Origin of the sequence: Streptomyces sp. NPDC050085 (genome assembly GCF_044460595.1) — a bacterium.
Lineage (GTDB): Bacteria > Actinomycetota > Actinomycetes > Streptomycetales > Streptomycetaceae > Streptomyces.
This window is the reverse complement of record NZ_JBITJZ010000003.1, coordinates 651,651-674,675: the sequence shown is the minus strand read 5'-3', so window position 1 is coordinate 674,675 and position 23,025 is coordinate 651,651. Positions and strand designations below refer to the sequence as shown.

Below are 23,025 nucleotides of genomic sequence, written 5' to 3'. Positions count from 1 at the left end.
CGACGTTCGTCAACTGCCCTGTCAGCGCTGTGTGGTGAGGCTTTGCCCTGCCTGTGAGTACGTGACGGGCTCGTTGTACACGGGCAGATGCACGGTGAACACGGTCCTGCCGGGCACGCTGTCCGCGGTCACCGCGCCCCCGTGCGCGGCCGCGACCGCCTGCACGATGGCGAGTCCGAGCCCGGTGGACCCCGCCTTCCGCGACCGCGACGAGTCCCCGCGAGCGAACCGCTCGAAGACGTGCGGCAGCAGCTCGCCGGGAATCCCCGGCCCGTCGTCCTGCACGTCCAGACAGACCCAGGGGCCGTGCCGGTGCACGCGGGCGGTGACGGTGGTGCCGGGCGGGGTGTGCGTACGGGCGTTGGCCAGCAGGTTCACCAGGACCTGGTGCAGGCGGGCGGAGTCGGCGAGCACGGTGGCCGGCTCGTCGGGCAGTTCGAGCCGCCACTTGTGGTCCTGCCCGGCGGCGCGGGCGTCGCCCAGCGCGTCAATGACCAAGGGGGACACGTCGGTTGGCTCGTACGACAACGGTCTCCCGGAGTCGAGCCGCGCCAGCAGCAGCAGGTCCTCGACGAGTCCGGTCATCCGGTGCGCCTCGGACTCGATGCGGCCGAGCGCGTGCCGGGTGTCGGGCCCGGTCTCCTCGCGCCCGCGCCGGGTCAGTTCGGCGTACCCGCGGATGGAGGCGAGCGGTGTGCGCAGCTCGTGACTGGCGTCCGCGACGAACTGCCGCACCCGCGTCTCGCTCTGCTGGCGCGACTGGAGGGCGCCGTGCACGTGGTCGAGCATCCGATTGAGCGCGGCACCGACCTGCCCGACCTCGGTCCGCGGATCGGCCTCGGCGTCGGGGACGCGTTCGTAGAGGGTGACTTCGCCGCTGTGCAGGGGGAGTTCGGAGACGCGGGTCGCTGTCGCTGCGACTCGGCGGAGGGGGCGCATGGCCACGCCGACCATGACGACGCCGGTGACCCCGGCGGCCAGCAGCCCGGCGGCACTGACCAACGCCTCTATGAGGACAAGGGTGTTGACGGTGGAATCGACCTCGTCGGTCGGCAGACCCACCAGGAGGTTGCCGCCCTTGGACAGCTGCACCCGGTAGCTGCCGAGGCCCGGCAGGTCGACGTTGTGGGGCTTGCCGTCACGGGCGACGGAGGCGAGGGTGGCCTGCTGGTCGGCGGTCAGGCCGAGGGTGCCCGTGCTGGTCTTCCGGTCGGGGTCCGAGCGCTTGGCGTCGACGATGGTGCCGTTCGCGTCGAGCCGCGCGCCGACGGTCTTCCCGCCCCCGGGACCCGGCATGGCCAGGAAGGCCAGCGCGTCCCCGCCCTGCTGCTGGATCGGGCCTCGCCTGCCGGGATCGTCGGCCATCTGCGCGACCTGCCCGACCTTGCCGTCCAGCTGCTTGTACAGGTACGAGTGCAGCGCCATCGTCGTCACCGCCCCGATGACCACGGCCACCAGGGCGATCAGCCCCACCGCCGTGACGACGAGCCGGGTCCGCAGGGTGCGGGCCCGCCTCACGACGCGGGCGTCGTCGCCACGGCCGGCTTGATGAGATATCCCGCCCCGCGCCGCGTGTGGATCATCGGCTCACGCCCGGCGTCGATCTTGCGCCGCAGGTACGAGATGTACAGCTCGACGACGTTCGCCTGCCCGCCGAAGTCATAGCTCCAGACCCGGTCGAGGATCTGGGCCTTGCTGAGCACGCGCCGCGGATTGCGCATGAGGAACCGCAGCAGCTCGAACTCGGTCGCGGTCAGATGGATCCCGGTCCCGCCCCGCGACACCTCGTGGGAGTCCTCGTCGAGCATCAGGTCACCGACCACGAGCACGGACTCGCTGCGCCGGTCGGACGCCCCGGTCCGCCGGATCAGCCCGCGCAGCCGCGCGACGACCTCCTCCAGGCTGAACGGCTTGGTGACGTAGTCGTCGCCACCGGCCGTCAGGCCCGCGATCCGGTCCTCGACGGCGTCCTTGGCGGTCAGGAACAGCACGGGCACGTCCGGCAGCTCCCGGCGCAGGCGCCCGAGGACGCTCAGCCCGTCCATGTCGGGCAGCATCATGTCGAGCACGACGGCGTCGGGCCGGAACTCACGTGCGGTCTGCACGGCTCCGGCCCCGTCACCGGCGGCCCGGATCTGCCAGCCTTCGTAACGCAGGGCCATGGACAACAGCTCGGTGATGGACTGCTCGTCGTCCACGACAAGCACCCGGACGGGGCTCCCGTCCGGCCTCAGCAGTTCGGTACGCCCCTGGGGCGAGGTCGCGGTCATGGTGCAACCCTGCGACGCGCCTCTGAGAACACTCTTTCCCGAACCTGTGAATCCCCTGAGAAACTCACAGGAGTTTCTCAGGCGTCCGCCCTGCCCTTCAGGCCGCGCCGAGAAAGAGCCGCGCCCCGTTCCCATGACACACGGCCCGCACCCACTCGCTGCCGAGCCCGAGCCGCTCGATCGACTCCAGCTGGTGCACGTACGGATACGGAATGTTGGGAAAGTCGCTCCCGAGCAGCACGCGATCCCCGAGATCCCGCAACCGCCCCAACTCGCTCTCCGGGAAAGGCACTTGCCGCTCGCTGAAGTCGGTGAAGGCCATCGTCGTGTCGAGCCGCACCTCCGGGTACCGCTCGGCCAGGTCCATGAACTCCGCGTACTCCGGCATCCCCAGGTGCGCCACGACGAGCGGCAGCCGCGGATGCCGGGCCAGCACCCGCGCCATCGGTTCGGGCCCGGTGTGCTTGCCGGGCGCGGGCCCGGAGCCGCAGTGCGTCACGACCGGCACCCGGGCCTCGGCGAGCAGCCCCCACACGGGGTCGAGCAGCTGGTCGGTCGGGTCGTACGCGCCCACCTGCACATGCGCCTTGAACACGCGGGCCCCGTCCTCGACCGCCCGCCGCACGTACGCCTCCACGCCCGGCTCGGGAAAGAACGTGGCGGTGTGCAGACAGTCGGGGGTCCGCGCGGCGAAACCGGCGGCCCATCCGTTCAGCCACTCGGCCATCCCGGCCTTGTGCGGATAGACCATCGACGTGAAGGCGACGACCCCGAACTCCCGCAGCCGTGCGAGCCGTTGACCCTCTTCCTCCCGGTACGTGATCGGCCACTCGCTCCCCACGAGCGGCCCGGCCGCGTCGAAGTACGCCCACACCTTGCGCAGCACCCGGTCCGGCATGAAGTGCGTGTGCACGTCGACGAGCCCGGGCAGCCCGTGCCGCGCGCGGAACGCCGCGACGAGCTCGGCCTCGCCCGCACCGGGGGCCGCCCCGCTAGTCACGCGCGAACCCGTGGCTGCGCTCGACCCTGGCGACGTGCACGGTGTACCGCTCGTACCACTCGGCGCGCCCCTGCTTCTGCGCGTCCCGGTGCGTGCCGACGGACCGCCACTCCTCGATGGCGGCGACGTCCCGGAAGTACGACACGGTGATCCCGAGCCCACCGGGCCCGGGCGTCCGCGCGGACTCGTGCCCGAGGTACCCGGGCACCTCCTTCACCAACTCGTCCAACCGGTCACTCGTCTCCCCGTAGCCACCGTCCCCCTCGGTCCTTATGGAGCTGAACACCACGGCGTAGTAAGGCGGTTCGAAGGCGGGCAGGGGGCAAGCCTGTGCGACGTCGGGCGATGGGCGAGGCGGTTCAACAGGCGCATGACTGTGATCACTCATGTCCCCCACGGTCACCCGCACTCCGCCCGCTGTCCACCCTGTCCGACCCCTCCTTGCCGTACGGGATCCGAGACTTGACCCTCCGGTCAGCAAACCCACCCCGGGCGGCCAGACGCTTCGAGCCCGCGCCTAGAACAACCCTCCCTGCACCACCGGCACCTCCCGCACCTCGAAGCCCGCCCCACTCACCCCGCGCTGAGCCCCCTCCGCCCCCTCGGCCCGTTCGGCCCGCTCGGCCCGCTCCAGTGGCCACCCGGCCAGCACCCGCGTGTCCACCACGAGCCGCCGCCCGCCCGGCTCGACGAGATGCAGATCGGGCCCGGCGGCGGCGCTCACCGTCCCCTCGACGACCGCCCCCTCGGCGAGCCCGCTCACCACGGCGTCCACCCCGTCCACCGCGCCCAGCCCGAACACCTCCCCGTGGTCGACCACGTCGCACGGCAGCCGCTCCAAGGACTCCGGCCACCCCACGAGCCCCACGGCAACGGCATGCGCATCCACCAACTCCCCACCCCGCACGGCCCTTTGCCCGAGCCCGGCCCGCACCAGCCGCTTCTTCTCGTACGGGATCCGGTCCGGCACGCCGAGCGCCACCCGCAACAACTCCTCGGCCCGCCGCGCCGCCATCAGCGGTCCCACCCCCAGCCACGTGAAGGCGACGGCCCCCTGCTCCAGCAACCGCGCACTGCCCCTCCCCGCCCCCGTGATGCCCACCTTCACGAGCCCGTCCCCGAACCACGCCAGGTACACCCGGTACGGCCGCGGATCGTCCGCGACGGTGTCCGCGGCCACGGAATGCGCCCGGTCGATCCCGGCGCACTCCGCGCACTGCGCCCGCGTCCCCCGCACCGGCACCGCGTCCCGCCCCGGACACGGGGTGTGCCGCCCGCCCCGCCACACCCCGAGACACCGCCGGGCTCCCCCGACCCGGAACGCCAGCGGCTCCCCGAACCGCACCGCACTGTCCCGCTCGCCCCCTTCCCCCGTGGTCCACCCGAACACCGGCCCGCCGTCCCGCCACCGCATCCCGGTGCACCACCACGTCATACGCCCAGGATGGCGCACCCCACTGACAACGCCCGCGACGCCCGACAGCTGACGCCCACCAGCCGCCGCCCGACCGGGACTTGGCCGCGGGCTAGGATCCGGGCCATGCCTCTGCACGCTGTCGACGTGGACCGGTTCCAGGCCTTCAGGCCCCGCCTGGAGGCCCTCGCCTATCGCCTCCTCGGCTCGGCGAGCGAGGCGGAGGACGCCGTGCAGGACACGTACCTGCGCTGGCAGGCCGCCGACACGGAGCGCATCGAGGTCCCCGAGGCCTGGCTGACGAAGGTCCTCACCAACCTGTGCCTCAACCAGCTCACCTCGGCCCGCGCCCGACGCGAGACCTACGTGGGCCAGTGGCTCCCCGAACCGCTGCTCGCCGGCGACCCGATGCTCGGCCCCGCGCCCGGCGGCCCCGCCGATACCGCAGAGCGCCACGAGTCGGTCACGTACGCGGTCCTCACCGTCCTGGAGCGGCTCTCGCCCAACGAGCGTGCGGTCTACGTCCTGCGCGAGGCGTTCGACTACCCGCACCGGGAGATCGCCGAGATCCTCGACCTCACCGAGGCCGCCAGCCAGCAGATCCTGCACCGCGCCAAGAAGCGCGTCGCCGACGGCAAGGCCCGCACCGAGATCGACGAGGCGACGGCCCGCAGGATCGTCGAGGAATTCCTCGCCGCGGCCACGAGCGGCCGCACGGAACCGCTCATCCGGCTGCTCACCGAGGACGCGATCGCGATCGGCGACGGCGGCGGCAAGGTCCCGGCCCGCGCGAAGGCGTTCGAGGGCGCCGTCGCGGTGGCGACGTTCCTGCGGGGCCTGTTCAAGCCCGCCGAGGCCAAGCGCAAGCTGATCGGCGGCGCACCCGACATCCACCTCACCACGGCGAACGGCGCCCCCGCGGTCGTCGCGGTCGTCGACGGCCGGGTCGTCGGCGTCATGTGCCTGGAGATCACCGCCGAGGGCATCACCGCGGTCCGCAGCCAGGTCAACCCCGACAAGCTGGAGCGCGCGACCCGTCAGTGGGCGGCCACGGACCACGGAGACCCGCTCTTCCGCGCCCTGCAACCCTGACTGTGACCTGCTTCACACCACATCCCTGTCAGGAATCGTCGGGCTGCCCGGTTCAAGGGTCGACACCGCGTGAGACACGTCCGACAGGAGCCCGGAAATGCAGCACCGCATCATCGTCCTCGGAGCCGGCTACACCGGTGCGATCGCCGCCGGCCGCCTCGCCAAGCGACTGCGCCCCGAGGACGTCACCATCACCCTCGTCAACGCCGAGCCCGACTTCGTCGAGCGCGTCCGGATGCACCAGCTGGCGGTCGGCCAGGACCTGCGGCCCCGCCCCTTCCGCGAGATGTTCGCGGGCACCGGCGTCGAACTGAAGCAGGCAACGGTCACGTCGGTCGACCCCGACAACAAGACGGTCACGGTACAAAGCCCGGCCACCGCCCCGAAGGAACTCACGGACGGAACCACGAAGGGAATCACGAAGGGAGTCACGGAGGAACTCCCGTACGACACCCTCGTCTACGCCCTCGGCAGCGGCTGGAACCCCCAGGCCGTCCCCGGCACGACCGCGTACGCCCACGAGATCGCGAGCCGCCCCGGAGCGCTCCGGCTGCGCGACCGCCTGGCCCGCCTGGCGGCCGGCCGCCCCGTGGTCGTCGTCGGCGGCGGGCTCACCGGCCTGGAGGCCGCGACCGAGATCGCCGAGGCCCGCCCCGACCTCGACGTCGCCCTGGCCGCCCGCGGCGAACTCGGCGACTGGCTCGCCCCCAAGGCCCGCGAACACCTCCGCAAGGTCTGCGCCCGCCTGGGCATCACGGTGCACGAGCACACCGCGGTCACCGAGGTCACGCCCGACCGCATCACGACCTCCGCCAGCACGACGATCCCGGCCGAGGTCACGATCTGGACGACCGGCTTCGCCGTCCACCCCCTCGCCCGGGCCACCACCCTGCAGACCACGGACACCGGCCGGATCGAGGTCGACGCCACCATGCGCTCGCTCTCGCACCCCGACGTGTACGCCGTCGGGGACGCGGCCCTGGCCATCGGCCCGGGCGACAAGCCCCTGCGGATGTCGTGCGCCTCGGGCACCCCCATGGCCTGGCAGGCCGCCGACGCCATCGCGGCCCGCCTCACGGCCACCAAGCTCCCCGAGATCACGCCGCGCTACTTCAACCAGTGCATCTCCCTGGGCCGCAAGGAAGGCGTCATCCAGTACGTCACCGCCGACGACCGCGCGGTCCGGGCAGCGCTGACGGGCCGATTCGCCGCGCTCTACAAGGAACTGATCTGCAAGGGCGCGGCCTGGGGCGTGGCCAACCCGACCCTCGGCCTCCCGACCCGCCGCCGCCCCCTCGTACGGCAGCCGCAGCCGATGCCCGAAACGGCGACGCGCCAGGAATCAACGCTCTGAAGAATGTCGAGAACGTGTCGACGGCTTCGTCCCAGGAACATCAAAGGCGCATCGGAAGCGCACCAGAGGCGAAGAAGAAGGAGAAGCCACCATGGCGATTCAGCGGATGGACAACGTCGGCATCGTCGTCGAGGACATGGACGCCGCCATCGAGTTCTTCGTGGAGCTCGGCATGGAGCTGGAGGGCAGGGCAGAGGTCAAGGGCCCGGTCGCCGACCAGTGCACCGGACTCGACGGCGTCCACTGCGACATCGCGATGGTCCGCACCCCCGACGGCCACAGCCGCCTCGAACTCTCGAGGTACCGCACCCCCGCGGCGACCACCATCGCCCCGCGCGACAAGCCCCACAACATCCTGGGCACGCACCGCGTCATGTTCGCCGTCGACGACCTCGAGGCCACGGTCACCCGCCTGCGCCCCCACGGCGCCGAACTCCTCGGCGAGATCGCCCGCTACGAGGACAGCTACCTGCTCTGCTACGTCCGCGGCCCGGAGGGCATCATCGTCGGCCTGGCCCAGCAACTGCACTGACCGCGAACGGTCGGTCGGTCATGTGGTGCGGCTCACCACGTAGGCGGTGCCCACCTCTTGTTCGTCGGGCGAATCCGCCTGGATCGCAAGACTGGACCCGGCCGTGGTGAAGTCGAACCCGTTCGTCATCGGCTGCGTACAGTCGACGCGCTGTGCGGTCTTGGCGGTGCCTGAAACGACCGTGAAGGTGACCGTGCCTTCGCCCGCACATGCCACCTCCACCCGCAGAGCGGTACCGGGCTCGACGGTCTCGTCCAGATTCTCTCCGGGCAGCGCGAGGGAACCGGACGAGACCAAGCCCTTCTCGTCCGCCTCCCAGCGATCCGGGATGCCGAGCAACCTGCGGGCTTCCTCGTCCAGTTCCTCCCGGCCTGACCGAGAGGCCGGCTGCGCTGCGGACGAGGCGCTGGAACTCGCCGTCTTCCGCTGCTGGGGAGCCTTCGACTCCGCGGACGAGCCCGAACAGGCGGAGGTCACGCCAGTCATCAGCGCGACGGCAGCCAGAGCCATGCCGGTGTTGCGGGTGAAGCAGCGCATGAGATCCCCCCGAAGCAGAAACGCCAAAGGCCCCGGATCGCTCCGGGGCCTTTGACCTGTGTGCACTCGGCAGGATTCGAACCTGCAACCTTCTGATCCGTAGTCAGATGCTCTATCCGTTAAGCTACGAGTGCTTGTCTTTAGTTTTTGTCTTCGTTTCCCGGCCTCTCGGCCCGTTCCCGGCGACAGACAGAACATTACATGACTGCCGCCGCCATGTGAAATCCGTTTGCCGCACCCGTTGTGACCTGCGGAAACGTGCCCACGGTCGAAGGAAACACCGAAGCCCCGGTCCAGCAGGACCGGGGCTTCGGATCTTGGGGCGGAGGCGGAGGGATTTGAACCCTCGATGGGCTTTAAGGCCCAAACCGCATTAGCAGTGCGGCGCCATAGACCGGACTAGGCGACGCCTCCAGCACAGCCGCCCGCGCGAGCGCGAGTCGGTGCGTGCAGATGATGACACAGCTGAGCGCCGTGTCACCAATCGCCCCCTACGGTACTAGGCACGCGGGCCGCAGGGCAAAGCCCATTGCCGAGGCGCAACGTCGCGGCGGGGCCGCACGTTAGGCACGGCATGTTCTCGACCCGAATCCCGTCCCGCGCGTCCCGGCTGCTGCTCGGCGCCGCCGCCTCGGTCGCCGCCGTCGTGGCCCTGCCGGTCGCCGCCCACGCCGACACCGGCCCCTACCTGCTGCCGCCGCCCCCGTTCGGCTCGCCCGACGCCCCGCTCGGCGGCGACCGGCTGACCGTCGCCGTCGCCGACTCGGGCAACGGCACCGACGGCACGTACGAACTGGACTGCGGTCCCGCCGGCGGGACCCACCCCGACCCGGCGGGCGCCTGCGGCCGGCTCGACGAGCTGGCGGCGGGCGGGCAGGATCCGTTCGCGCCGGTGCCCAGTGGCACGTACTGCACGATGCAGTACGGCGGCGCCGCCACCGCGCACATCACGGGGACCTGGCACGGGCGCTCCGTCGACGCCTCGTACAAGCTCACCGACGGCTGCGAGATCTCGCGGTGGAACGGGCTGATCCCCGTGCTGCCTGCAACAGCTCCGTGACCGTGGGTCCACCGGTCACGCCTTCGCGACGTGGCCCTCTCGGGATCCGCACATCCTCTACGTGGGCTCCCTCTCATCCGGCGTCGCGACCGCAACCTCTGCCCGTAGACTCCCTCCCGTGACACGTTGCGCGCCGCGAGGCAAGATGGCCTGCGCGGCCGACACGTCGCGGTAAAGCGGTACATCAGGGAGGAAGCGTCGTCGTGAGCAGCAGGCCATCCCGAGGCGCTGCTCGCCTCGCAGCCATACTCGATGCGCTCCCCGATGCATTGGTGCTGGTCAACACCAACGGGACCGTCGTCAACGCCAATTCGATCGCCCTCGAGGCCTTCGAGGCGCCGGGCACCGCCCTCGTGGGGCGCGGACTGCTCGATCTGCTGCCGGAGTTCGACTCCCGGCTGATCCCCGGATCGATGCGGCGGCCCGACACCGCGACCGACGAGCGCGGGCGGACGAAGCCGACGCGGATGGTCGCGCGGCGCACCGACGGCAGCGAGTTCCCGGTCGAGGTCACGAGCGCGAATCTCGCCGACGGCGCGCGCGACGCCGTGGACCCGTACGGCAGCGGTGGCCTCGGCGGCGGCAGCTACAGCGGCTCCGAGCTGCTGATGCTCGTCGTACGTGATCTTTCGGGGACCCTCGACACCGAGGCCGAACTGGCCCGTTCGCAGCGGCAGACCGAGATGATCCTGCGCGCCGCAGCGGAGGGTGTGGTCGGGACCGACACGGACGGGCGGATCGTCCTCGTCAATCCCGCCGCCGCGCAGATCCTCGGGTTCCGCGCGAGCGACCTGGGCGGGCAGGAGCTGCACGCGCTCGTCCTGCACTCGCGGGCCGACGGCGAGCCCTTCCCGTACGAGGAGTCGCCGCTCGCCGACACCCTGCGCTCCGGGCGCAAGCACCGGGTGCGCGGGCAGGTCCTGTGGGACCGCAAGGGCGAGAAGGTGCCCGTCGACATGACGACGGCGCCGGTGCGCGACGGGGACCAACTGGTGGGCGCCGTCATGACGTTCACCGACCGCCGCCCCTACGACAAGCTGGTCGACGAGCACGCCGCGGAGCTCGCCCGGCGCGACGAGGCCGCCGAGCAGGAGCGCGAGGAGCGCGCCGCCGAGCTCGAGCGGGTGCGCGGCGAGCTGGTCGCCGAGCTCGCCGAGACGCGTGAGCAGCACGCCGAGGAACTCTCCGCGGAGCGGGAGCGGGGCGCCGCCTTCGCCGAGCGCGAGAAGGACCGGTTCGAGGAGCTGGCCGCGCGCCACGCGCAGTTGCTCGCCGTCCTCGACCAGTCGCTGCGCGGACCGCTCGACGAACTCCGGCGCGAACTGGGCCAGCTGGCCGCGGACGACGCGGGCCAGCTGTGGCCCGAGGCGAACCAGGTGCTGCACCATCTGTCCGCGGGCTACGCGCGCATGACGACCCTGGTCGACAACGTGCTGGCCTATCAGCTCCTCGACGCGGGCAACGCCCGGTTGTCGCGTACGCCGGTGATGCTGGACGCCGTCGTCGCGGCCGGTGTCGACGGGGCCGTGGAGCTCGTCGGGCCCGGGCGCCTGCAGTTCGCCGTGCACGCGCCGCCGATCGAGGCCGAGGTCGACGCGGGCCGCCTGGCCACCGCGCTCGCCCATCTGATCGCCGACGTGGCCGGGATCGACGCCACCGGCAACGCGCGCGTCCCGGCCGGCGCCGGATACGTCGACTCGACCGTCGTCGTGGCCGCCGCGCAGCGCGGCGACAGCGTACGCATCGAGGTACGCGGCCCGTACGCGGGCGGCGACCCGGTGCACGAGCCGATCGTGCGGGGCATCGTGCGGGCGCACGGCGGTGTGCTGCAGACGCACGAGATGCCGGGCATGAGCGGCAGTGCGTACGTCCTTGAGGTGCCGATCGGTACCGGTGCGGGCGTCGTTCCCGCCGTTCCCGCCGTTCCCGTCGAGCCGGTGGCCGAGACGGCTCCCGCGCACCTTCCCGATCATCCCGATCACCCTGGCCTTCCCGATCACCCTGGCCTTCCCGATCTTCCCGAGCAGGCCACCGCGACCAGCGGGGGCGGGCGGCGCCGGGCGCGGCGGACCGCCGGGCCCTCGGTGGACTCGTTCCTGGACAGCAGCGTGCAGGGCGCCGGGCCCAGCGGCGGTACCGGCCGGCGGCGCGGGCGACGGGCGGCCGAGGAGCCCGGCGTGGCCGACGCTCCTGTGGACAGCGAGACGCAGCCCGAGCTGCCCACCGCGTCCGAGGGCGGCGAGGGCTCCGGCCGACGCCGCGCGCGGCCCGCGCTGGACGGTCCGGCCGCCGAGGGCTCCGTGCGCACCGCGGCCGAACACGCGGCTGGTTCCCCGGCGTTGGGCGAGACCGTGCCGCCGCAGGGCGTGCCCGCGCCGACCGGGCGTCGGGCCCGGCGCGCGACCGGTTCGGAGCAGGCGGCGCTGCCCGCACTGCCTTCGGGCCCCGCGCAGGGTGCGCAGGGCGGTGAACCGGCCCACGGTGAGCTGGAGTTGGCCGGAGCGGGAACCGGTGCGGGATCCGGGCAGCCTTCGGGACGGCGGGCGCGGCGTGCGCTCGGCACCGCTCAGGCCGCCGCGGCGCCCGAGGAGACGGCCGGGCCGCGCGAGGCCTTCGCGCTGCCGCCCGCCCAGGCCGACCGCGCTCCGGAGCCCCAGCCCACCGCGGCACCGCAGGCCGCCTCCAACGACGTAGAAGCTGTCGAAGGGTTCGAGGGGGCCGAAGGGACCGAAGGGTTCGAAGGGGCCGAGGAGGTCCACGTACAGCGGGACGTGCCGCAGCAGGGCCGTGCTCCGCAGTCCGCGTCGACGGCGCAGGCCGCGTCGACGCCGCAGGCCGCTCAGCCGCTGCCCCTGCCGGACGAGGCGCAGCAGCACCAGGCCGCGGGGCACCCGGCCGAGGACCACACGCCGCCGCAGCCGCACCCGGCGCAGAGCACGCCCGCGCAGGGCACACCGAAGCCCTCCGCGCTGCCGCCGGAGAACACGCCGCGGCCGCGTGCCGCCCAGCCGCTGCCCGCCGAGGCACCGCAGCAGCCGACCGACGACACCAACTCGACGCAGGGCCGCGCCTTCAGCGTGCGCACCCTGGGACAGGGCGTGCCGTTCGGCCGACAGGTGGCCGAGCAGCAGCGACGGCCGCAGGGGCCCGTGCCGCCGCAGACGCCCGCCCGTCCCGGGGCCACGCCGCCGCCGGTACAGGCAGCGGCTTCGGCTGCTGAGGGGCAGACGCAGGGCGGTTCGCCCAGTGGTTCCGGGCGGCGTCGCAAGCTGTCCACTCGGCAGGAGCAGTCCGAGTCCGGCGCCACAGGGGCAGGGACCGGGACGGGGACGGGGACCGCCGCGGCCACGGGGACGGGGACGCCGCCGCGGGGAACCGCCGCGGCCACGGGGACGGGGACGCCGCCGCGGGGGACCGCCGCGGCCCGGCCGCATCCGCAGCCTCAGTCGCCCCTCCTGTCGCAGGACTCCGCGAACTCCTCGGAGGGCCGCGGCCGTTCCTACGCGATCGGCGCCCCCGACCACGACGCCGACGAGGGGCCCGAGCCGCTGGACGGTCCGGGCGGCGCGGTCGAGATCGCCACCAAGCCGCAGCCCCAGCCGATGGACGACGAGCTCCCGCCGGAGCCGCTCGACAATCCGCGCCGGCTCCTGGTCTGGCCCGCCCCGGATGTCACGACGCAGCAGGCGCTGAGCGACCGCGGCTACCGCCCCGTGACCGTGCACTCGCGCGAGGAGGTCGACGCGCAGATCGCGGCGTTCCCCGCCGCACTGTTCGTGGACCCGCTGACCGGGCCCATCACGCGGACCGCGCTCCAGTCGCTGCGCACGGCCGCCGTCGCGGCCGAGGTGCCGGTCCTGGTGACCGCGGGCCTGGGGCAGGCGACGCGAGAGGCCGCGTACGGTGCGGACCCGGCGGTGCTGCTCAAGGCGCTGGCCCCGCGTGACAGCGAGCAGCACCCGCCGAGGGTCCTGCTCATCGAGGAGCACGAGGAGATCGCGCTCGCGCTGACCGCCACGCTGGAGCGGCGCGGGATGCAGGTGGCGCGGGCCGCGAGCGACGCGGACGCGGTGACGCTGGCGGCGCAGATGCGGCCGAACCTGGTGGTCATGGATCTGCTTCAGGTACGCCGTCGGCGTGCGGGCATCGTCGACTGGCTGCGTGCGAACGGCCAGTTGAACCGCACGCCGCTCGTCGTCTACACCGCCGCCGTCGAGGGCGCCGATCTGCCGCGGCTCGCGGCGGGGGAGACGGTGCTGTTCCTGGCGGAGCGCTCCACGAGCACCGAGGTGCAGAGCCGGATCGTGGATCTGCTGGCGCGGATCGGCACGAACTGAGGCAGTTCCTCAGCTCAGGTTCCTCAGCTGAGGCAGTTCCTCAACTGAGGTGATCCTCAACTGAGGTGGTCCTCAACTGACAAACAGGGGCGGCCCGTTCGGACCGCCCCTGTTTCACGTGAAACCGCCACACCGCCAAACCGCCCCGGGAGAGCGGAATGCTCAGAGCTTGGTGACGTCCAGCTCCCCGTCCGCGTACTGCCTGCGCAGCACCTTCTTGTCGAACTTGCCGACGCTCGTCTTCGGAACGGCGGGGATGATCGTCCAGCGCTCGGGCAGCTGCCACTTGGCGACCTTCTCGGCGAGGAACCCGCGCAGCGTCTCGAAGTCGGCGGTGGCGCCTTCCTTCAACACGACGGTGGCGAGCGGCCGTTCGCCCCACTTGTCGTCGGGTACGGCGACGACGGCGGCCTCGGCGACGTCCGGGTGCGACATCAGCGCGTTCTCGAGGTCGACGCTCGAGATCCACTCGCCGCCGGACTTGATGACGTCCTTGGCGCGGTCGGTGAGGGTGAGGAAGCCGTCGGGGCTGATCGTGCCGACGTCGCCGGTCTTCAGCCAGCCGTCCTCGCTGAACTTGTCGGCGGGGCGCAGCAGTTCGGCATCCGGGGCGGCGCCTCCGTAGTACGCGCCCGCGATCCAGTTGCCGCGCACCTCCAGCTCGCCCGCGGACTCGCCGTCCCAGGGCAGGATCTCGCCGCCGGGGCCGCTGAGGCGTCCCTCGACGCCTGCCGGGAAACGGCCCTGCGTGAGCCGGTACGCGAACTCCTCGTCGCTGCCCGGCTCGACCCCGGCCGGGGGCCGCGAGACAGTGCCGAGCGGGGACGTCTCGGTCATGCCCCAGGCGTGGCAGACGCGCATGCCGAGCTCGTCGAACGCCTTCATGAGCGAGGGCGGGCAGGCGGCGCCGCCGATGGTGACCTGGCCGAGGGAGGAGACGTCGCGCGGCTTGGCGGTGAGCTCGGCGAGCAGGCCCTGCCAGATGGTGGGGACGGCGGCGGCGTGCGTGGGTCGCTCGGACTCGATCATCTCGGCGAGCGGCGCGGGCTGCAGGAAGCGGTCCGGCATCAGCATGTTCACGCCGGTCATGAAGGTGGCGTGCGGCAGGCCCCAGGCGTTCACGTGGAACTGCGGGACGACGACGAGCGAGGTGTCGGAGTCGGTGAGCCCCATGGACTGGGTCATGTTGACCTGCATGGAGTGCAGGTAGATGGAACGGTGCGAGTAGACGACACCCTTGGGGTCGCCGGTGGTGCCGGAGGTGTAGCACATGGCCGCGGCCTGGCGTTCGTCCAGCTCCGGCCAGTCGTACGCGGTCGGCTTCCCGGCGATGAGTTCCTCGTACTCGTGGACCTGGGCCCGCGCACCTTCGAGTACGGAACGGTCGCCGGGCCCCGACACAACGACGTGCTCGACCGTCGCCAGACCGGGCAGCAACGGCGCGAGGAGCGGCAGCAGCGAACCGTTGACGATGATCACGCGGTCGGCGGCGTGGTTCACGATCCACGTCAACTGCTCCGCCGGGAGGCGGAGGTTGAGCGTGTGCAGGACGGCGCCCATGGCGGGCGCGGCGAAGTAGGCCTCGACGTGCTCCGCGTTGTTCCACATGAGCGTTGCCACACGGTCGTCGCCGCGGATGCCCAGGTCGTCGTGGAGCGCGTGCGCGAGCTGCGCGGTGCGGGCCCCCACCTCGGCGAACGTACGGCGGTGCGGCTCGCCCTCGCCCGTCCACGTGGTGATCAGCGAGGTGCCGTGCACCCGCACCCCGTGATTCAGGAGGCGGGTCACGGTCAGCGGTACGTCCTGCATCGTGCTCAGCACGGCGTCCTCCCGGTGGGCGCTACGGAGCAGTAGGGTTCCGCCGATTCTCACCGCATACCACTCGGTATGTCACTACTCCCGAGAATGATCGATCACCGGGTCGCCCGATCGACCAGGCACCGACCAGGCACCGACCGGGCACCAGACAGGCACCGGACACCCCACCGGCACCCGCTCAGCCACGCGCCGGAACGAGCTCCGGGTCCTCCCGCAGCTTCCCCAGCGCCCGCGACACCGCACTCTTCACGGTGCCGATGGAGACGCCGAGCACCTCGGCCGTCTGGGCCTCGCTCAGGTCCTCGTAGTACCGCAGCACGACCATCGCCCGCTGCCGCGCGGGCAGCTTCATGATGGCGCGCCACATCGCGTCGTGCAGCGCCTGCTGCTCGGCCTGGTCCGTGGCGGCAGGACCCGACGCCTGCGCCGGCTCCGGCAGTTCGTCACAGACGAACTCGTCGACCTTGCGCTTGCGCCACTGCGAGGTCCGCGTGTTCAGCAGAGCCCTGCGCACATACCCGTCGAGCGCCCGGTGGTCCTCGATCCGGTCCCACGCCACGTACGTCTTCGTGAGCGCGGTCTGCAACAGGTCCTCGGCATCGCACGGGTTCGCGGTCAACGACCGGGCAGTGCGCAGCAGCACGGGCTGGCGCGCCCGGACGTACGACGCGAACGACGGGTACGTCCCCGCGACGGTGCGCGACGCGGCGGTGCGCGACGCGGCAGTGCGCGACACGGCGGTGCGCGTCGCGGCCTCGGATGCGCTGGAGCAGACAGGCGCCAGGGTTGCGGTCATGGCTCCACGCTATGAGCGCCCCCTACTCCTACGGATCGGCCGGAGGTCCCGAAGCGGCGTCCGCCTCAGGTTGTACGTCGGGTGGTAGCCCCACCTCCTGAAGGTGGAGGAGGGGGTGAGATCCCCTGAGGGTTCGCCCCTGAGAGCGGGGACAGGACCCGGCCCGGCCTGGCCCCGGCCTGGCCCCGACACGGCCCCGACGCGGCCGCCCTCAGCGGATCCGCGCCACCGGGGCATGCACCAGATTCCGGTCGATCACGAGGGTGCGGCCGCCGTGCCGCTCCTTCACATTGCCCGCGTACTGGTGGATCCGGCGCTGCGGATGCCAGGCGTGCCTCCTGAGCGCGGGCTCCCGGTAGAGATGGGGCCTGGTGTGCCAGCGTGCGAACCACATCACCGACGGCAGATCCCGCACCCCCGCCCGCCGGGCCGCCTCCATGTGCCGCACCCCGGAGTCGGCGCTGCTGTAGAACCCGGGAACATACCCCTTCCTGCGTACCTCCTTGCTCCATGCCCGTACGTACGACAGCGTCGTGCGCGCACATCCCCGCTTCCGATAGTTGTAGGCCTCCATGTCGAGATAGAGGGGGCTGCGCCGCTGGATGCCCAGCGCCCCGGCCCGGCGCACCGCGTCCCGCGCCTCCCGCGCCCCCTGTGCCCAGGGGTGCCGCCCGATGCGCACCCCCTTCTTGTGCCGCGCGGTGACACAGGGCGCCTGCGAGCCCACGTACACCGGCAGCACCCGCCACCCCATGCCGGTCACCGCCCGCGCCCAGCTCCGGTTCAGCGCGGGCTGGTGGCGGCAGGCCCGGCCACGCCCCGCGTAGTAGACGCCCACCGCCCGGTACGCCGACTTCCGCCAGCGGCGCATGGTGTCCCGGGACGGCGTCGTGCAGACGTCGAACGCCCAGCCGTGGAAGGTGCGCACCTTGGCACTCCAGGGTGCGGAACCCGCCCGCTTCCCGCCGCCGTCACCCGGAGCCTGCCGGTCGGCCGCATCGGTCGGCACGGCTCCGAGCCCCAGCACGAGGACCACAAGTCCAATGATCATCTTTTGCCGATACATGGACCGAGTGAAGGTCCCACCGGTGGCCGGGGTCTCGGGACACGCGCCCCGTTCAGCCGTCCGACCCCAGAATCAGACCCGATGTGGGGACCCCGGTGCCCGCGGTGACCAGGGCGGTGGACGCGCCCGGTATCTGGTTCACCGCCGTGCCCCGCAGCTGGCGCACGGCCTCCGCTATCCCGTTCATCCCGTGCAGATACGCCTCCCCCAGTTGTCCGCCGTGCGTGTTCAGCGGCAGCCGCTCCTCCGCGACGAAGTCGGCTGCCTCGCCGGGCCCGCAGAACCCGAACTCCTCCAGCTGCATCAGCACGAACGGCGTGAAGTGGTCGTAGAGGATCCCGACGTCTATCCCCTCGGGCCCGATCCCGGCCGTCCGCCACAACTGCCGTGCCACCACGCTCATTTCGGGCAGCCCCGTCAGATCGTCCCGGTAGTAGCTCGTCATCTGCTCCTGCGCCCGGCCCGCGCCCTGCGCCGCGGCGGCGATCACCGCGGGCGGATACCGCAGATCGCGGGCCCGCTCGACGCTGGTGACGACGATCGCCTGCCCCCCGTCCGTCTCCTGGCAGCAGTCGAGCAACCGCAGCGGTTCGACGATCCAGCGCGACGCGGCGTGGTCGGCCAGCGTGATCGGCTTGCCGTGGAAGTACGCGGCCGGGTTCGTCGCCGCGTACTTGCGGTCCATCACCGCGACATGTCCGAAGGCCTCGGGGGTCAGCCCGTACGCGTGCAGATAGCGCTGCGCCGCCATCGCCACCCAGGACGCCGGGGTGAGCAGCCCGAACGGCAGGTTCCAGCCGAGTGCCGCGCCCTCTGCCGAAGGCTCACGGTGCTGCACCCCCGAGCCGAAACGTCTGCCGGAGCGCTCGTTGAACGCCCGGTAGCAGACGACCACTTCGGCCACCCCGCTCGCCACCGCGAGGGCCGCCTGCTGCACGGTGCCGCAGGCCGCGCCGCCGCCGTAGTGCACCCGCGAGAAGAAGGAGAGCTCGCCCACCCCCGCGGCCTGCGCCACGGTGATCTCCGGGTTCGTGTCCATCGTGAACGTGACCATGCCGTCGACATCGGCGGGCGTCAGACCCGCGTCGTCGAGCGCCGCCTGCACCGCCTCCACCGCGAGCTTCAGCTCACTGCGCCCGGAGTCCTTGGAGAACTCGGTGGCGCCGATGCCGGCGATCGCCGCCCGTCCGCCGAGCAGGTCCTTGCTGCGCACGCTCATGACCGGCTCCCCTCGGCCCCTGCCACAGCGTCCGGGTGGGGCACGGTGACCGTCACGGTGCCGGTGACATGGCTGCCCATCCCGTTCTTCCCCACGACCCGGACCCGGGCCGTATCCTCCTCGGCGACGCTCTCGACGTCGATGACCTCGCCGGTCAACACCATCGTGTCCCCGGGGTAGTTGGGAGCACCGAGCCGTATCGCCACCTTGCGCAGCACCGACGTCGGGCCGAAGTGGTCGGTGATGTAGCGGCCGACCAGGCCGTTCGTCGTCAGGATGTTCATGAAGATGTCGGGGGAGCCCTTCTGCCGGGCGAGCTCCGCGTCGTGGTGCACGTCCTGGTAGTCCCGGGACGCGATCGCCCCCGCGACGATCAGGGTCCGGGTGACCGGGATCTCCAACGGTGCCAGTTCCTCACCCACCTTCATGCCGACTCGCCTCCCCCGACGGTCCCGCTCGCGATCAACTCACCCAGCTCTTCCAGCACTTGACTGCCCCCGCCCAGATATCCGTCCAGCTGCCGCCCCCACAGGAAGTGCCGGTGCACCGGATGATCGAGGTCGGCCCCCATCCCTCCGTGCAGATGCTGGCCCGTGTGCACGACGCGCCGCCCGCCCTCGGACGCCCACCACGCCGCGGTCAGCGCATGGCTCCGGTACGCGAGGCCCTCGTCCCGCCGCCAGGCCGCCTCGTACGCCGTGACTCTGATGGCCTCGACGTCCATATGGGCCTCCGCGGCCCGGAGTTGAACCCCCTGCTTGGCGGCGAGCGGTCTGCCGAACTGCTCCCGCTCGTTCGTGTACTCCACCGCCCGGGCCAGGGAGCCCGCGGCCACCCCGGCCTGCAGCCCCGCGAACGCCGTCCGCGCCGTCGCCAGCACGTCCTCGTACGCCTCCGGGCCCGGGCCGCCGATCCGCTCCGCCGCCGCCCCGTCGAGCACGAGCCGCCCGGCCGACCAGGGTGCGGTGAGCTCGACCGGCTCGCAGCGGGCTTCGGACGCCGACAGGGATTCGGGCACCGACACCATCCACAGGCTGTGGGTAACATTCGCGGCCTCACCCACCGGGGCCGGCACCGCCACCAGGATGTGCGTCGCCTCCCGCAGCCAGGGCACCCACGGCACCGATCCGGTCAGCCGCGCCCGACCGTCATCGGTGTGGGCACCGGCACGGTCCACCACGATCGCACCGCGCCCCGCGAACGCCCCGGTCGCCACGGCCGATCCGTCCCGCAGCCCCGGAAGAATCCGCTCCCGCTGCCCGTCGCTGCCGTGGGCGCCCACCGCCAGCAGCCCGTACACACAGCTCGTCGCGAACGGCACCTGCGCCGTCGTCCTGCCCTGCTCCTCCAGCATCAGCACGAGCCCGAGCAGCCCGGCCTCCTCCACGGCACCGGTCAGTCCCGCGTCGCCCAGTGCCTTCCACAGCTCGCTGTCCTGGGCGCCGCCGAGGCCCGCGAGCCGCTCCGGTGTGGAGAGGTCACCGAAGATCTGCGCGGCCAGCTCCCGCGCCGCCGCCTGCTCCGCAGTGGGGGTGAAGTCCATGTCACGCCTCGCCGTCCTCGAGAGCGCGGAACACCGGCAGCTCCAACTCCTCGTCCACTCGCAGGAATTCGAGCCGCACCGGCATTCCGATCCGCACCTTGTCGCAGGGCACCCCCACGACATTGCTGACGATGCGCACACCTTCCGCCAGCTCGACCAGGCCCACCGCGTACGGCGGGTCGAAGGCCGGGAAGGGCGGATGGTGCATCACGACAAAGCTGAAGACCGTGCCCTCGCCGCTCGCCTCGACCGTGTCCCACTCCTGCCCGCCGCAGGCATTGCACCCCGGCAGCCAGGGAAAGCGCAGCGTCTCGCAGCCGCGGCAGCGCTGGATGAGCAGCCGGTGGTCCGTGACGCCTTCCCAGAACCCGGCGTTGTCCCGGTTCACCACGGGACGCGGCCTGACCTTCTTCGCCGCTGCCGCCCCCTTCGAGGCCTTCCCTGGATCGGAACTCCGGGCAGCGGGCGCGTACTTCAGGATCCGGAAGCGGTGCGTACCGGCGACCTCCTCGCCCACCCGGACGTCCATCCGCGTCGTGACGAAGTGGCCCGTGCCCAGCTTGGTCGTCTTCAGCGGTGACACCGACTCGATGACGGCGTCGTACGTGATCGCGTCCCCGGGTCGCAGCGGCCGCAGATACTCCTGCTCGCAGTCGGTGGCGACGACGGAGGTGTACCCGGCGCCGTCAAGGAGCCTCAGCAAGTCGTCGTAGGGCCCCGTGCGGTCCGCGTATCCGGACAGGCCCGGCATCGTCCACGCCTGCAGCATGGTCGGCGGCGCTATCGCGTCGGGCCCTTCATACGCCGCGCTCGCGTCGCCCATGGCCTCGCACCAGTGGCGGATCATCGGCCCGTTGACCAAGTCCTTGCCCTCGCCGCCCTGCGCCGCGGCCAGACCCTCGAAGGCTTTCAACCCCTCGTACGACAAGGCCTCATGGCCGCTCGTCCCCTGGCTCACCGCGCCGGCCGCCCTCACCCCGTCACTCACCGCTTCCCCCTCTTCATCCCGAGCCGCATCGTCGCCACGATCTCGCGCTGCACCTCGCTCACCCCGCCGCCGAACGTGTTGATCTGCGCCGCCCGGTTCATCCGCTCCAACTCCCCGTCCCCCGCCGCGAGCTCACCGCCGCCCGCGCCGAACGCCCCGGGTGAGCCGCCCCGCACCCATCCCGTCTCGCCCGCGATCTGCTGACATATCTGGTACACCTCGACCGCCGATTCGGTTCCCACGAACTTCACGCCGCTGGCGTCGCCCGGGGCCAGTCGGCCCGCCCCGACATCCCCCACCAAACGCCAGTTGAGCAGGCGCGTTGCCGCCAATCGCGCATGCGCCTCGGCCAGTTGGGACCGGACCCACGGGGCGTCAATCCTGCGCTCTCCCGTCACCGGATCGGGTGTACGAGCGGCCGCGAGAACCCGCTCGTAGAAGTCCTCGGCCTGCATGCCGATCGCGGCGAGCGCGACCCGCTCGTGATTGAGCTGGTTGGTGATGAGGCCCCAGCCGCCGTTCTCCTCCCCGACCAGGTTCGAGCCGGGGACGCGGATCCCGTCGTAGTACGTGGCCGTCGTGGTGAGCCCGCCGACCGTGTGGATCGGCGTCCAGGAGAAGCCGGGCGCGTCGGTGGGCACCAGCACGATCGAGATGCCCTGGTGCTTGGGGGCCTCGGGAGCGGTGCGGCAGGCGAGCCAGATCCAGTCCGCGTTCTGCGCGTTCGACGTGAACACCTTCTGGCCGTCGATCAGCCAGTCACCACCGGCCCCGTCCCGCACGGCCCGCGTACGCAGCGAGGCGAGATCGGTCCCCGCGGACGGCTCGCTGTAGCCGATCGCGAACACCACGTCGCCGCTGAGGATCCGGGGCAGGAAGTACGCCTTCTGCTCCTCGGTGCCGTACTTCATCAACGTGGGACCGACGGTGTTGAGCGTGACCATGGAGACCGGCGCGCCCGCGCGGTACGCCTCGTCGAAGAAGACGAACTGCTCGTCGGGGCCGCGCCCCTGCCCGCCGTACTCGACGGGCCAGCCGAGCCCGAGCAAGCCCTCGGCCCCCATCCGGCGCAGCACCTGCCGCTGCCCGGCGAGGTCGTCGGGGGCGGGCGGGCCGTCCGGCATCAACGTACGGAAATGTGCGCGCAGTTGAACGCGCAGCTCGCGCTGGCGCTCGGTGGGAGCGAGGTGCACGGCGGCGGCCCTCCCGGACCTCGTACGAACAAGGGTTTCTGACTGTCCGTCAGATACTGGAGGGTGTCAAGAGAGGGGTGCCAGGAGAGGGGCCTCAAGAGGTCCGGAGCCACCGGAAAACGCGAAAACGCCTGCGCGGCGGCGCCGAAGCACCGCCGCGCAGACTGTCACGCACCCCACGGAAGACCCCCGCCGAGCGGGAGCGCGCGGGCTACCAGAGCTCGGAGAAGTTCACCTGGACGTTCGAGTTCCCCTGCTCGATGGCCGTGAACGCCGATCCGTTCACCTGGGCCGTGTTGCTCTGGTTCGACGCGCCGTTGCCGACCGCCTGCTGCTGCGTGGTGGACGAGTTGCCGCTGTTGTTGTGCCCGACGCCGCTGCCGCTGACCGTCGCCACACCCGCGTTCGATCCGTTGTCCGCGAACGAACCGTTGTCGGCCATCGCCACCCCGGAGAACAGGGCCGCAGCGAGGGGCAGGGCGGCAACAGCGGCGAAAACGCGGGCAGTACGGATGGAAGCCATGTCTATTCCTCCAGAACAGGACCGGAGCTCGGACGGGGGTCCGGCACCCGGGGAAGTACGGGTTGCTCCAAGACGGTTGGCCGACCGCCTCGGCGATGTTCACGACGTCGCGAGACCAGAGTTGCCCACCGAATCCCCGGCGAACCAGCCCGGAAGGGTCTATTCGCTCGCAAGCGTGAGGACATGTCGATAAACCTGCTTCACACCCTCAAAACCCCAGCTCAACCCCGAATACGCCACCTTCGGGGCATCACGGCCCAGTGATCCCATACGCGGAAGCGTT

General features: G+C 71.9%; 20 protein-coding genes and 2 tRNA genes. 5 read left to right on the top strand and 17 right to left on the bottom strand.

What is annotated here, in order from left to right; all coding sequences use genetic code 11:
• Positions 1-21: 21 nt before the first annotated feature.
• From ACIBUY_RS15520 to ACIBUY_RS15500, 5 genes are all read right to left on the bottom strand, one after another.
• Positions 22-1,518, bottom strand: coding sequence for a sensor histidine kinase (locus ACIBUY_RS15520; RefSeq protein WP_399152817.1), 1,497 nt, complete (start codon positions 1,516-1,518; stop codon positions 22-24).
• Entirely contained in the window at positions 1,515-2,270 is a 756-nt protein-coding gene (locus tag ACIBUY_RS15515; protein WP_365560565.1) for a response regulator transcription factor, read from the bottom strand. Before ACIBUY_RS15515 ends, ACIBUY_RS15520 begins: the two co-directional genes overlap by 4 nt.
• A 97-nt stretch (positions 2,271-2,367) precedes the next feature.
• Positions 2,368-3,270, bottom strand: a complete 903-nt coding sequence (locus ACIBUY_RS15510; RefSeq protein WP_399152816.1) for an amidohydrolase family protein — start codon at positions 3,268-3,270, stop codon at positions 2,368-2,370.
• Positions 3,263-3,556 carry an antibiotic biosynthesis monooxygenase gene (locus ACIBUY_RS15505; RefSeq protein ID WP_365560562.1) on the bottom strand — a complete coding sequence of 98 codons (294 nt, stop codon included), beginning with the start codon at positions 3,554-3,556 and terminating at the stop codon, positions 3,263-3,265. Before ACIBUY_RS15505 ends, ACIBUY_RS15510 begins: the two co-directional genes overlap by 8 nt.
• A 231-nt stretch (positions 3,557-3,787) precedes the next feature.
• Positions 3,788-4,705 carry a DUF2797 domain-containing protein gene (locus ACIBUY_RS15500; RefSeq protein ID WP_399152815.1) on the bottom strand — a complete coding sequence of 306 codons (918 nt, stop codon included), beginning with the start codon at positions 4,703-4,705 and terminating at the stop codon, positions 3,788-3,790.
• Positions 4,706-4,810: 105 nt separating this feature from the next.
• Here ACIBUY_RS15500 and sigJ point away from each other — a divergent pair, with 105 nt between their 5' ends.
• The 3 genes from sigJ to ACIBUY_RS15485 all read left to right on the top strand — a co-directional run bounded on the left by sigJ (position 4,811) and on the right by ACIBUY_RS15485 (position 7,662).
• Complete coding sequence (gene sigJ, locus ACIBUY_RS15495) at positions 4,811-5,776, top strand: RNA polymerase sigma factor SigJ (RefSeq protein ID WP_399152814.1); 966 nt, start codon at positions 4,811-4,813, stop codon at positions 5,774-5,776.
• A 97-nt stretch (positions 5,777-5,873) separates the two neighbouring features.
• The gene (locus ACIBUY_RS15490; protein WP_399152813.1) at positions 5,874-7,130 is read left to right on the top strand and encodes an NAD(P)/FAD-dependent oxidoreductase; all 1,257 of its coding nucleotides are present in this window, start codon (positions 5,874-5,876) and stop codon (positions 7,128-7,130) included.
• Between the two features lie 91 nt (positions 7,131-7,221).
• Complete coding sequence (locus ACIBUY_RS15485) at positions 7,222-7,662, top strand: VOC family protein (RefSeq protein ID WP_365560555.1); 441 nt, start codon at positions 7,222-7,224, stop codon at positions 7,660-7,662.
• An 18-nt stretch (positions 7,663-7,680) separates the two neighbouring features.
• Here the strand turns inward: ACIBUY_RS15485 and ACIBUY_RS15480 are convergent, their stop codons facing one another.
• From ACIBUY_RS15480 to ACIBUY_RS15470, 3 genes are all read right to left on the bottom strand, one after another.
• The gene (locus ACIBUY_RS15480; protein WP_399152812.1) at positions 7,681-8,148 is read right to left on the bottom strand and encodes a hypothetical protein; all 468 of its coding nucleotides are present in this window, start codon (positions 8,146-8,148) and stop codon (positions 7,681-7,683) included.
• 112 nt (positions 8,149-8,260) lie between these two features.
• Positions 8,261-8,333: transfer RNA gene (locus ACIBUY_RS15475), tRNA-Arg, on the bottom strand.
• A gap of 189 nt (positions 8,334-8,522) precedes the next feature.
• Positions 8,523-8,613, bottom strand: a tRNA-Ser gene (locus ACIBUY_RS15470).
• 160 nt (positions 8,614-8,773) lie between these two features.
• On the opposite strand from ACIBUY_RS15470, the gene ACIBUY_RS15465 reads away from it, so the two are divergent.
• Together ACIBUY_RS15465 and ACIBUY_RS15460 are read left to right on the top strand one after the other, a co-directional pair.
• Positions 8,774-9,259: an SSI family serine proteinase inhibitor gene (locus ACIBUY_RS15465; protein WP_365560550.1), complete on the top strand. Its 486-nt coding sequence runs from the start codon at positions 8,774-8,776 to the stop codon at positions 9,257-9,259.
• A gap of 203 nt (positions 9,260-9,462) precedes the next feature.
• The gene (locus ACIBUY_RS15460; RefSeq protein WP_399152811.1) at positions 9,463-13,596 is read left to right on the top strand and encodes a PAS domain-containing protein; all 4,134 of its coding nucleotides are present in this window, start codon (positions 9,463-9,465) and stop codon (positions 13,594-13,596) included.
• Between the two features lie 162 nt (positions 13,597-13,758).
• On the opposite strand, the gene ACIBUY_RS15455 is transcribed toward ACIBUY_RS15460, so the two are convergent.
• The 9 genes from ACIBUY_RS15455 to ACIBUY_RS15415 form a co-directional block, all read right to left on the bottom strand.
• Positions 13,759-15,417: a long-chain fatty acid--CoA ligase gene (locus ACIBUY_RS15455; protein WP_399152810.1), complete on the bottom strand. Its 1,659-nt coding sequence runs from the start codon at positions 15,415-15,417 to the stop codon at positions 13,759-13,761.
• Positions 15,418-15,592: 175 nt separating this feature from the next.
• Positions 15,593-16,210 carry a SigE family RNA polymerase sigma factor gene (locus ACIBUY_RS15450; RefSeq protein WP_399152809.1) on the bottom strand — a complete coding sequence of 206 codons (618 nt, stop codon included), beginning with the start codon at positions 16,208-16,210 and terminating at the stop codon, positions 15,593-15,595.
• A gap of 211 nt (positions 16,211-16,421) precedes the next feature.
• Positions 16,422-17,261 carry a DUF1906 domain-containing protein gene (locus ACIBUY_RS15445; protein ID WP_365560541.1) on the bottom strand — a complete coding sequence of 280 codons (840 nt, stop codon included), beginning with the start codon at positions 17,259-17,261 and terminating at the stop codon, positions 16,422-16,424.
• A gap of 67 nt (positions 17,262-17,328) precedes the next feature.
• A complete protein-coding gene (locus tag ACIBUY_RS15440) occupies positions 17,329-18,495 on the bottom strand; it encodes a lipid-transfer protein (protein WP_399152808.1) in 1,167 nt (388 codons plus the stop codon).
• On the bottom strand, positions 18,492-18,923 hold the full coding sequence (locus ACIBUY_RS15435; RefSeq protein ID WP_399152807.1) for a MaoC family dehydratase: 432 nt from the start codon (positions 18,921-18,923) through the stop codon (positions 18,492-18,494). The genes ACIBUY_RS15440 and ACIBUY_RS15435 overlap by 4 nt, the downstream gene beginning before the upstream one ends.
• The gene (locus tag ACIBUY_RS15430) at positions 18,920-20,038 is read right to left on the bottom strand and encodes an acyl-CoA dehydrogenase family protein (RefSeq protein ID WP_399152806.1); all 1,119 of its coding nucleotides are present in this window, start codon (positions 20,036-20,038) and stop codon (positions 18,920-18,922) included. The genes ACIBUY_RS15435 and ACIBUY_RS15430 overlap by 4 nt, the downstream gene beginning before the upstream one ends.
• A gap of 1 nt (position 20,039) precedes the next feature.
• The gene (locus ACIBUY_RS15425) at positions 20,040-21,014 is read right to left on the bottom strand and encodes a bifunctional MaoC family dehydratase N-terminal/OB-fold nucleic acid binding domain-containing protein (protein ID WP_399152879.1); all 975 of its coding nucleotides are present in this window, start codon (positions 21,012-21,014) and stop codon (positions 20,040-20,042) included.
• An 8-nt stretch (positions 21,015-21,022) separates the two neighbouring features.
• On the bottom strand, positions 21,023-22,219 hold the full coding sequence (locus ACIBUY_RS15420) for an acyl-CoA dehydrogenase family protein (protein ID WP_399152805.1): 1,197 nt from the start codon (positions 22,217-22,219) through the stop codon (positions 21,023-21,025).
• Positions 22,220-22,430: 211 nt separating this feature from the next.
• The gene (locus tag ACIBUY_RS15415; RefSeq protein ID WP_365560529.1) at positions 22,431-22,742 is read right to left on the bottom strand and encodes a hypothetical protein; all 312 of its coding nucleotides are present in this window, start codon (positions 22,740-22,742) and stop codon (positions 22,431-22,433) included.
• Between the last annotated feature and the right edge of the window lie 283 nt (positions 22,743-23,025).

Excerpts from the sequence above, each read along its gene's own strand:
- ACIBUY_RS15485 (WP_365560555.1), top strand. The coding sequence starts at position 7,222 with ATGGCGATTCAGCGGATGGACAACGTCGGCATCGTCGTCGAGGACATG.
- ACIBUY_RS15435 (WP_399152807.1), bottom strand. The coding sequence starts at position 18,923 with ATGAAGGTGGGTGAGGAACTGGCACCGTTGGAGATCCCGGTCACCCGG.
- ACIBUY_RS15465 (WP_365560550.1), top strand. The coding sequence starts at position 8,774 with ATGTTCTCGACCCGAATCCCGTCCCGCGCGTCCCGGCTGCTGCTCGGC.
- ACIBUY_RS15440 (WP_399152808.1), bottom strand. The coding sequence starts at position 18,495 with ATGAGCGTGCGCAGCAAGGACCTGCTCGGCGGACGGGCGGCGATCGCC.
- ACIBUY_RS15500 (WP_399152815.1), bottom strand. The coding sequence starts at position 4,705 with ATGACGTGGTGGTGCACCGGGATGCGGTGGCGGGACGGCGGGCCGGTG.
- sigJ (WP_399152814.1), top strand. The coding sequence starts at position 4,811 with ATGCCTCTGCACGCTGTCGACGTGGACCGGTTCCAGGCCTTCAGGCCC.
- ACIBUY_RS15430 (WP_399152806.1), bottom strand. The coding sequence starts at position 20,038 with ATGGACTTCACCCCCACTGCGGAGCAGGCGGCGGCGCGGGAGCTGGCC.
- ACIBUY_RS15450 (WP_399152809.1), bottom strand. The coding sequence starts at position 16,210 with ATGACCGCAACCCTGGCGCCTGTCTGCTCCAGCGCATCCGAGGCCGCG.
- ACIBUY_RS15515 (WP_365560565.1), bottom strand. The coding sequence starts at position 2,270 with ATGACCGCGACCTCGCCCCAGGGGCGTACCGAACTGCTGAGGCCGGAC.
- ACIBUY_RS15480 (WP_399152812.1), bottom strand. The coding sequence starts at position 8,148 with ATGACTGGCGTGACCTCCGCCTGTTCGGGCTCGTCCGCGGAGTCGAAG.
- ACIBUY_RS15415 (WP_365560529.1), bottom strand. The coding sequence starts at position 22,742 with ATGGCTTCCATCCGTACTGCCCGCGTTTTCGCCGCTGTTGCCGCCCTG.
- ACIBUY_RS15490 (WP_399152813.1), top strand. The coding sequence starts at position 5,874 with ATGCAGCACCGCATCATCGTCCTCGGAGCCGGCTACACCGGTGCGATC.
- ACIBUY_RS15445 (WP_365560541.1), bottom strand. The coding sequence starts at position 17,261 with ATGATCATTGGACTTGTGGTCCTCGTGCTGGGGCTCGGAGCCGTGCCG.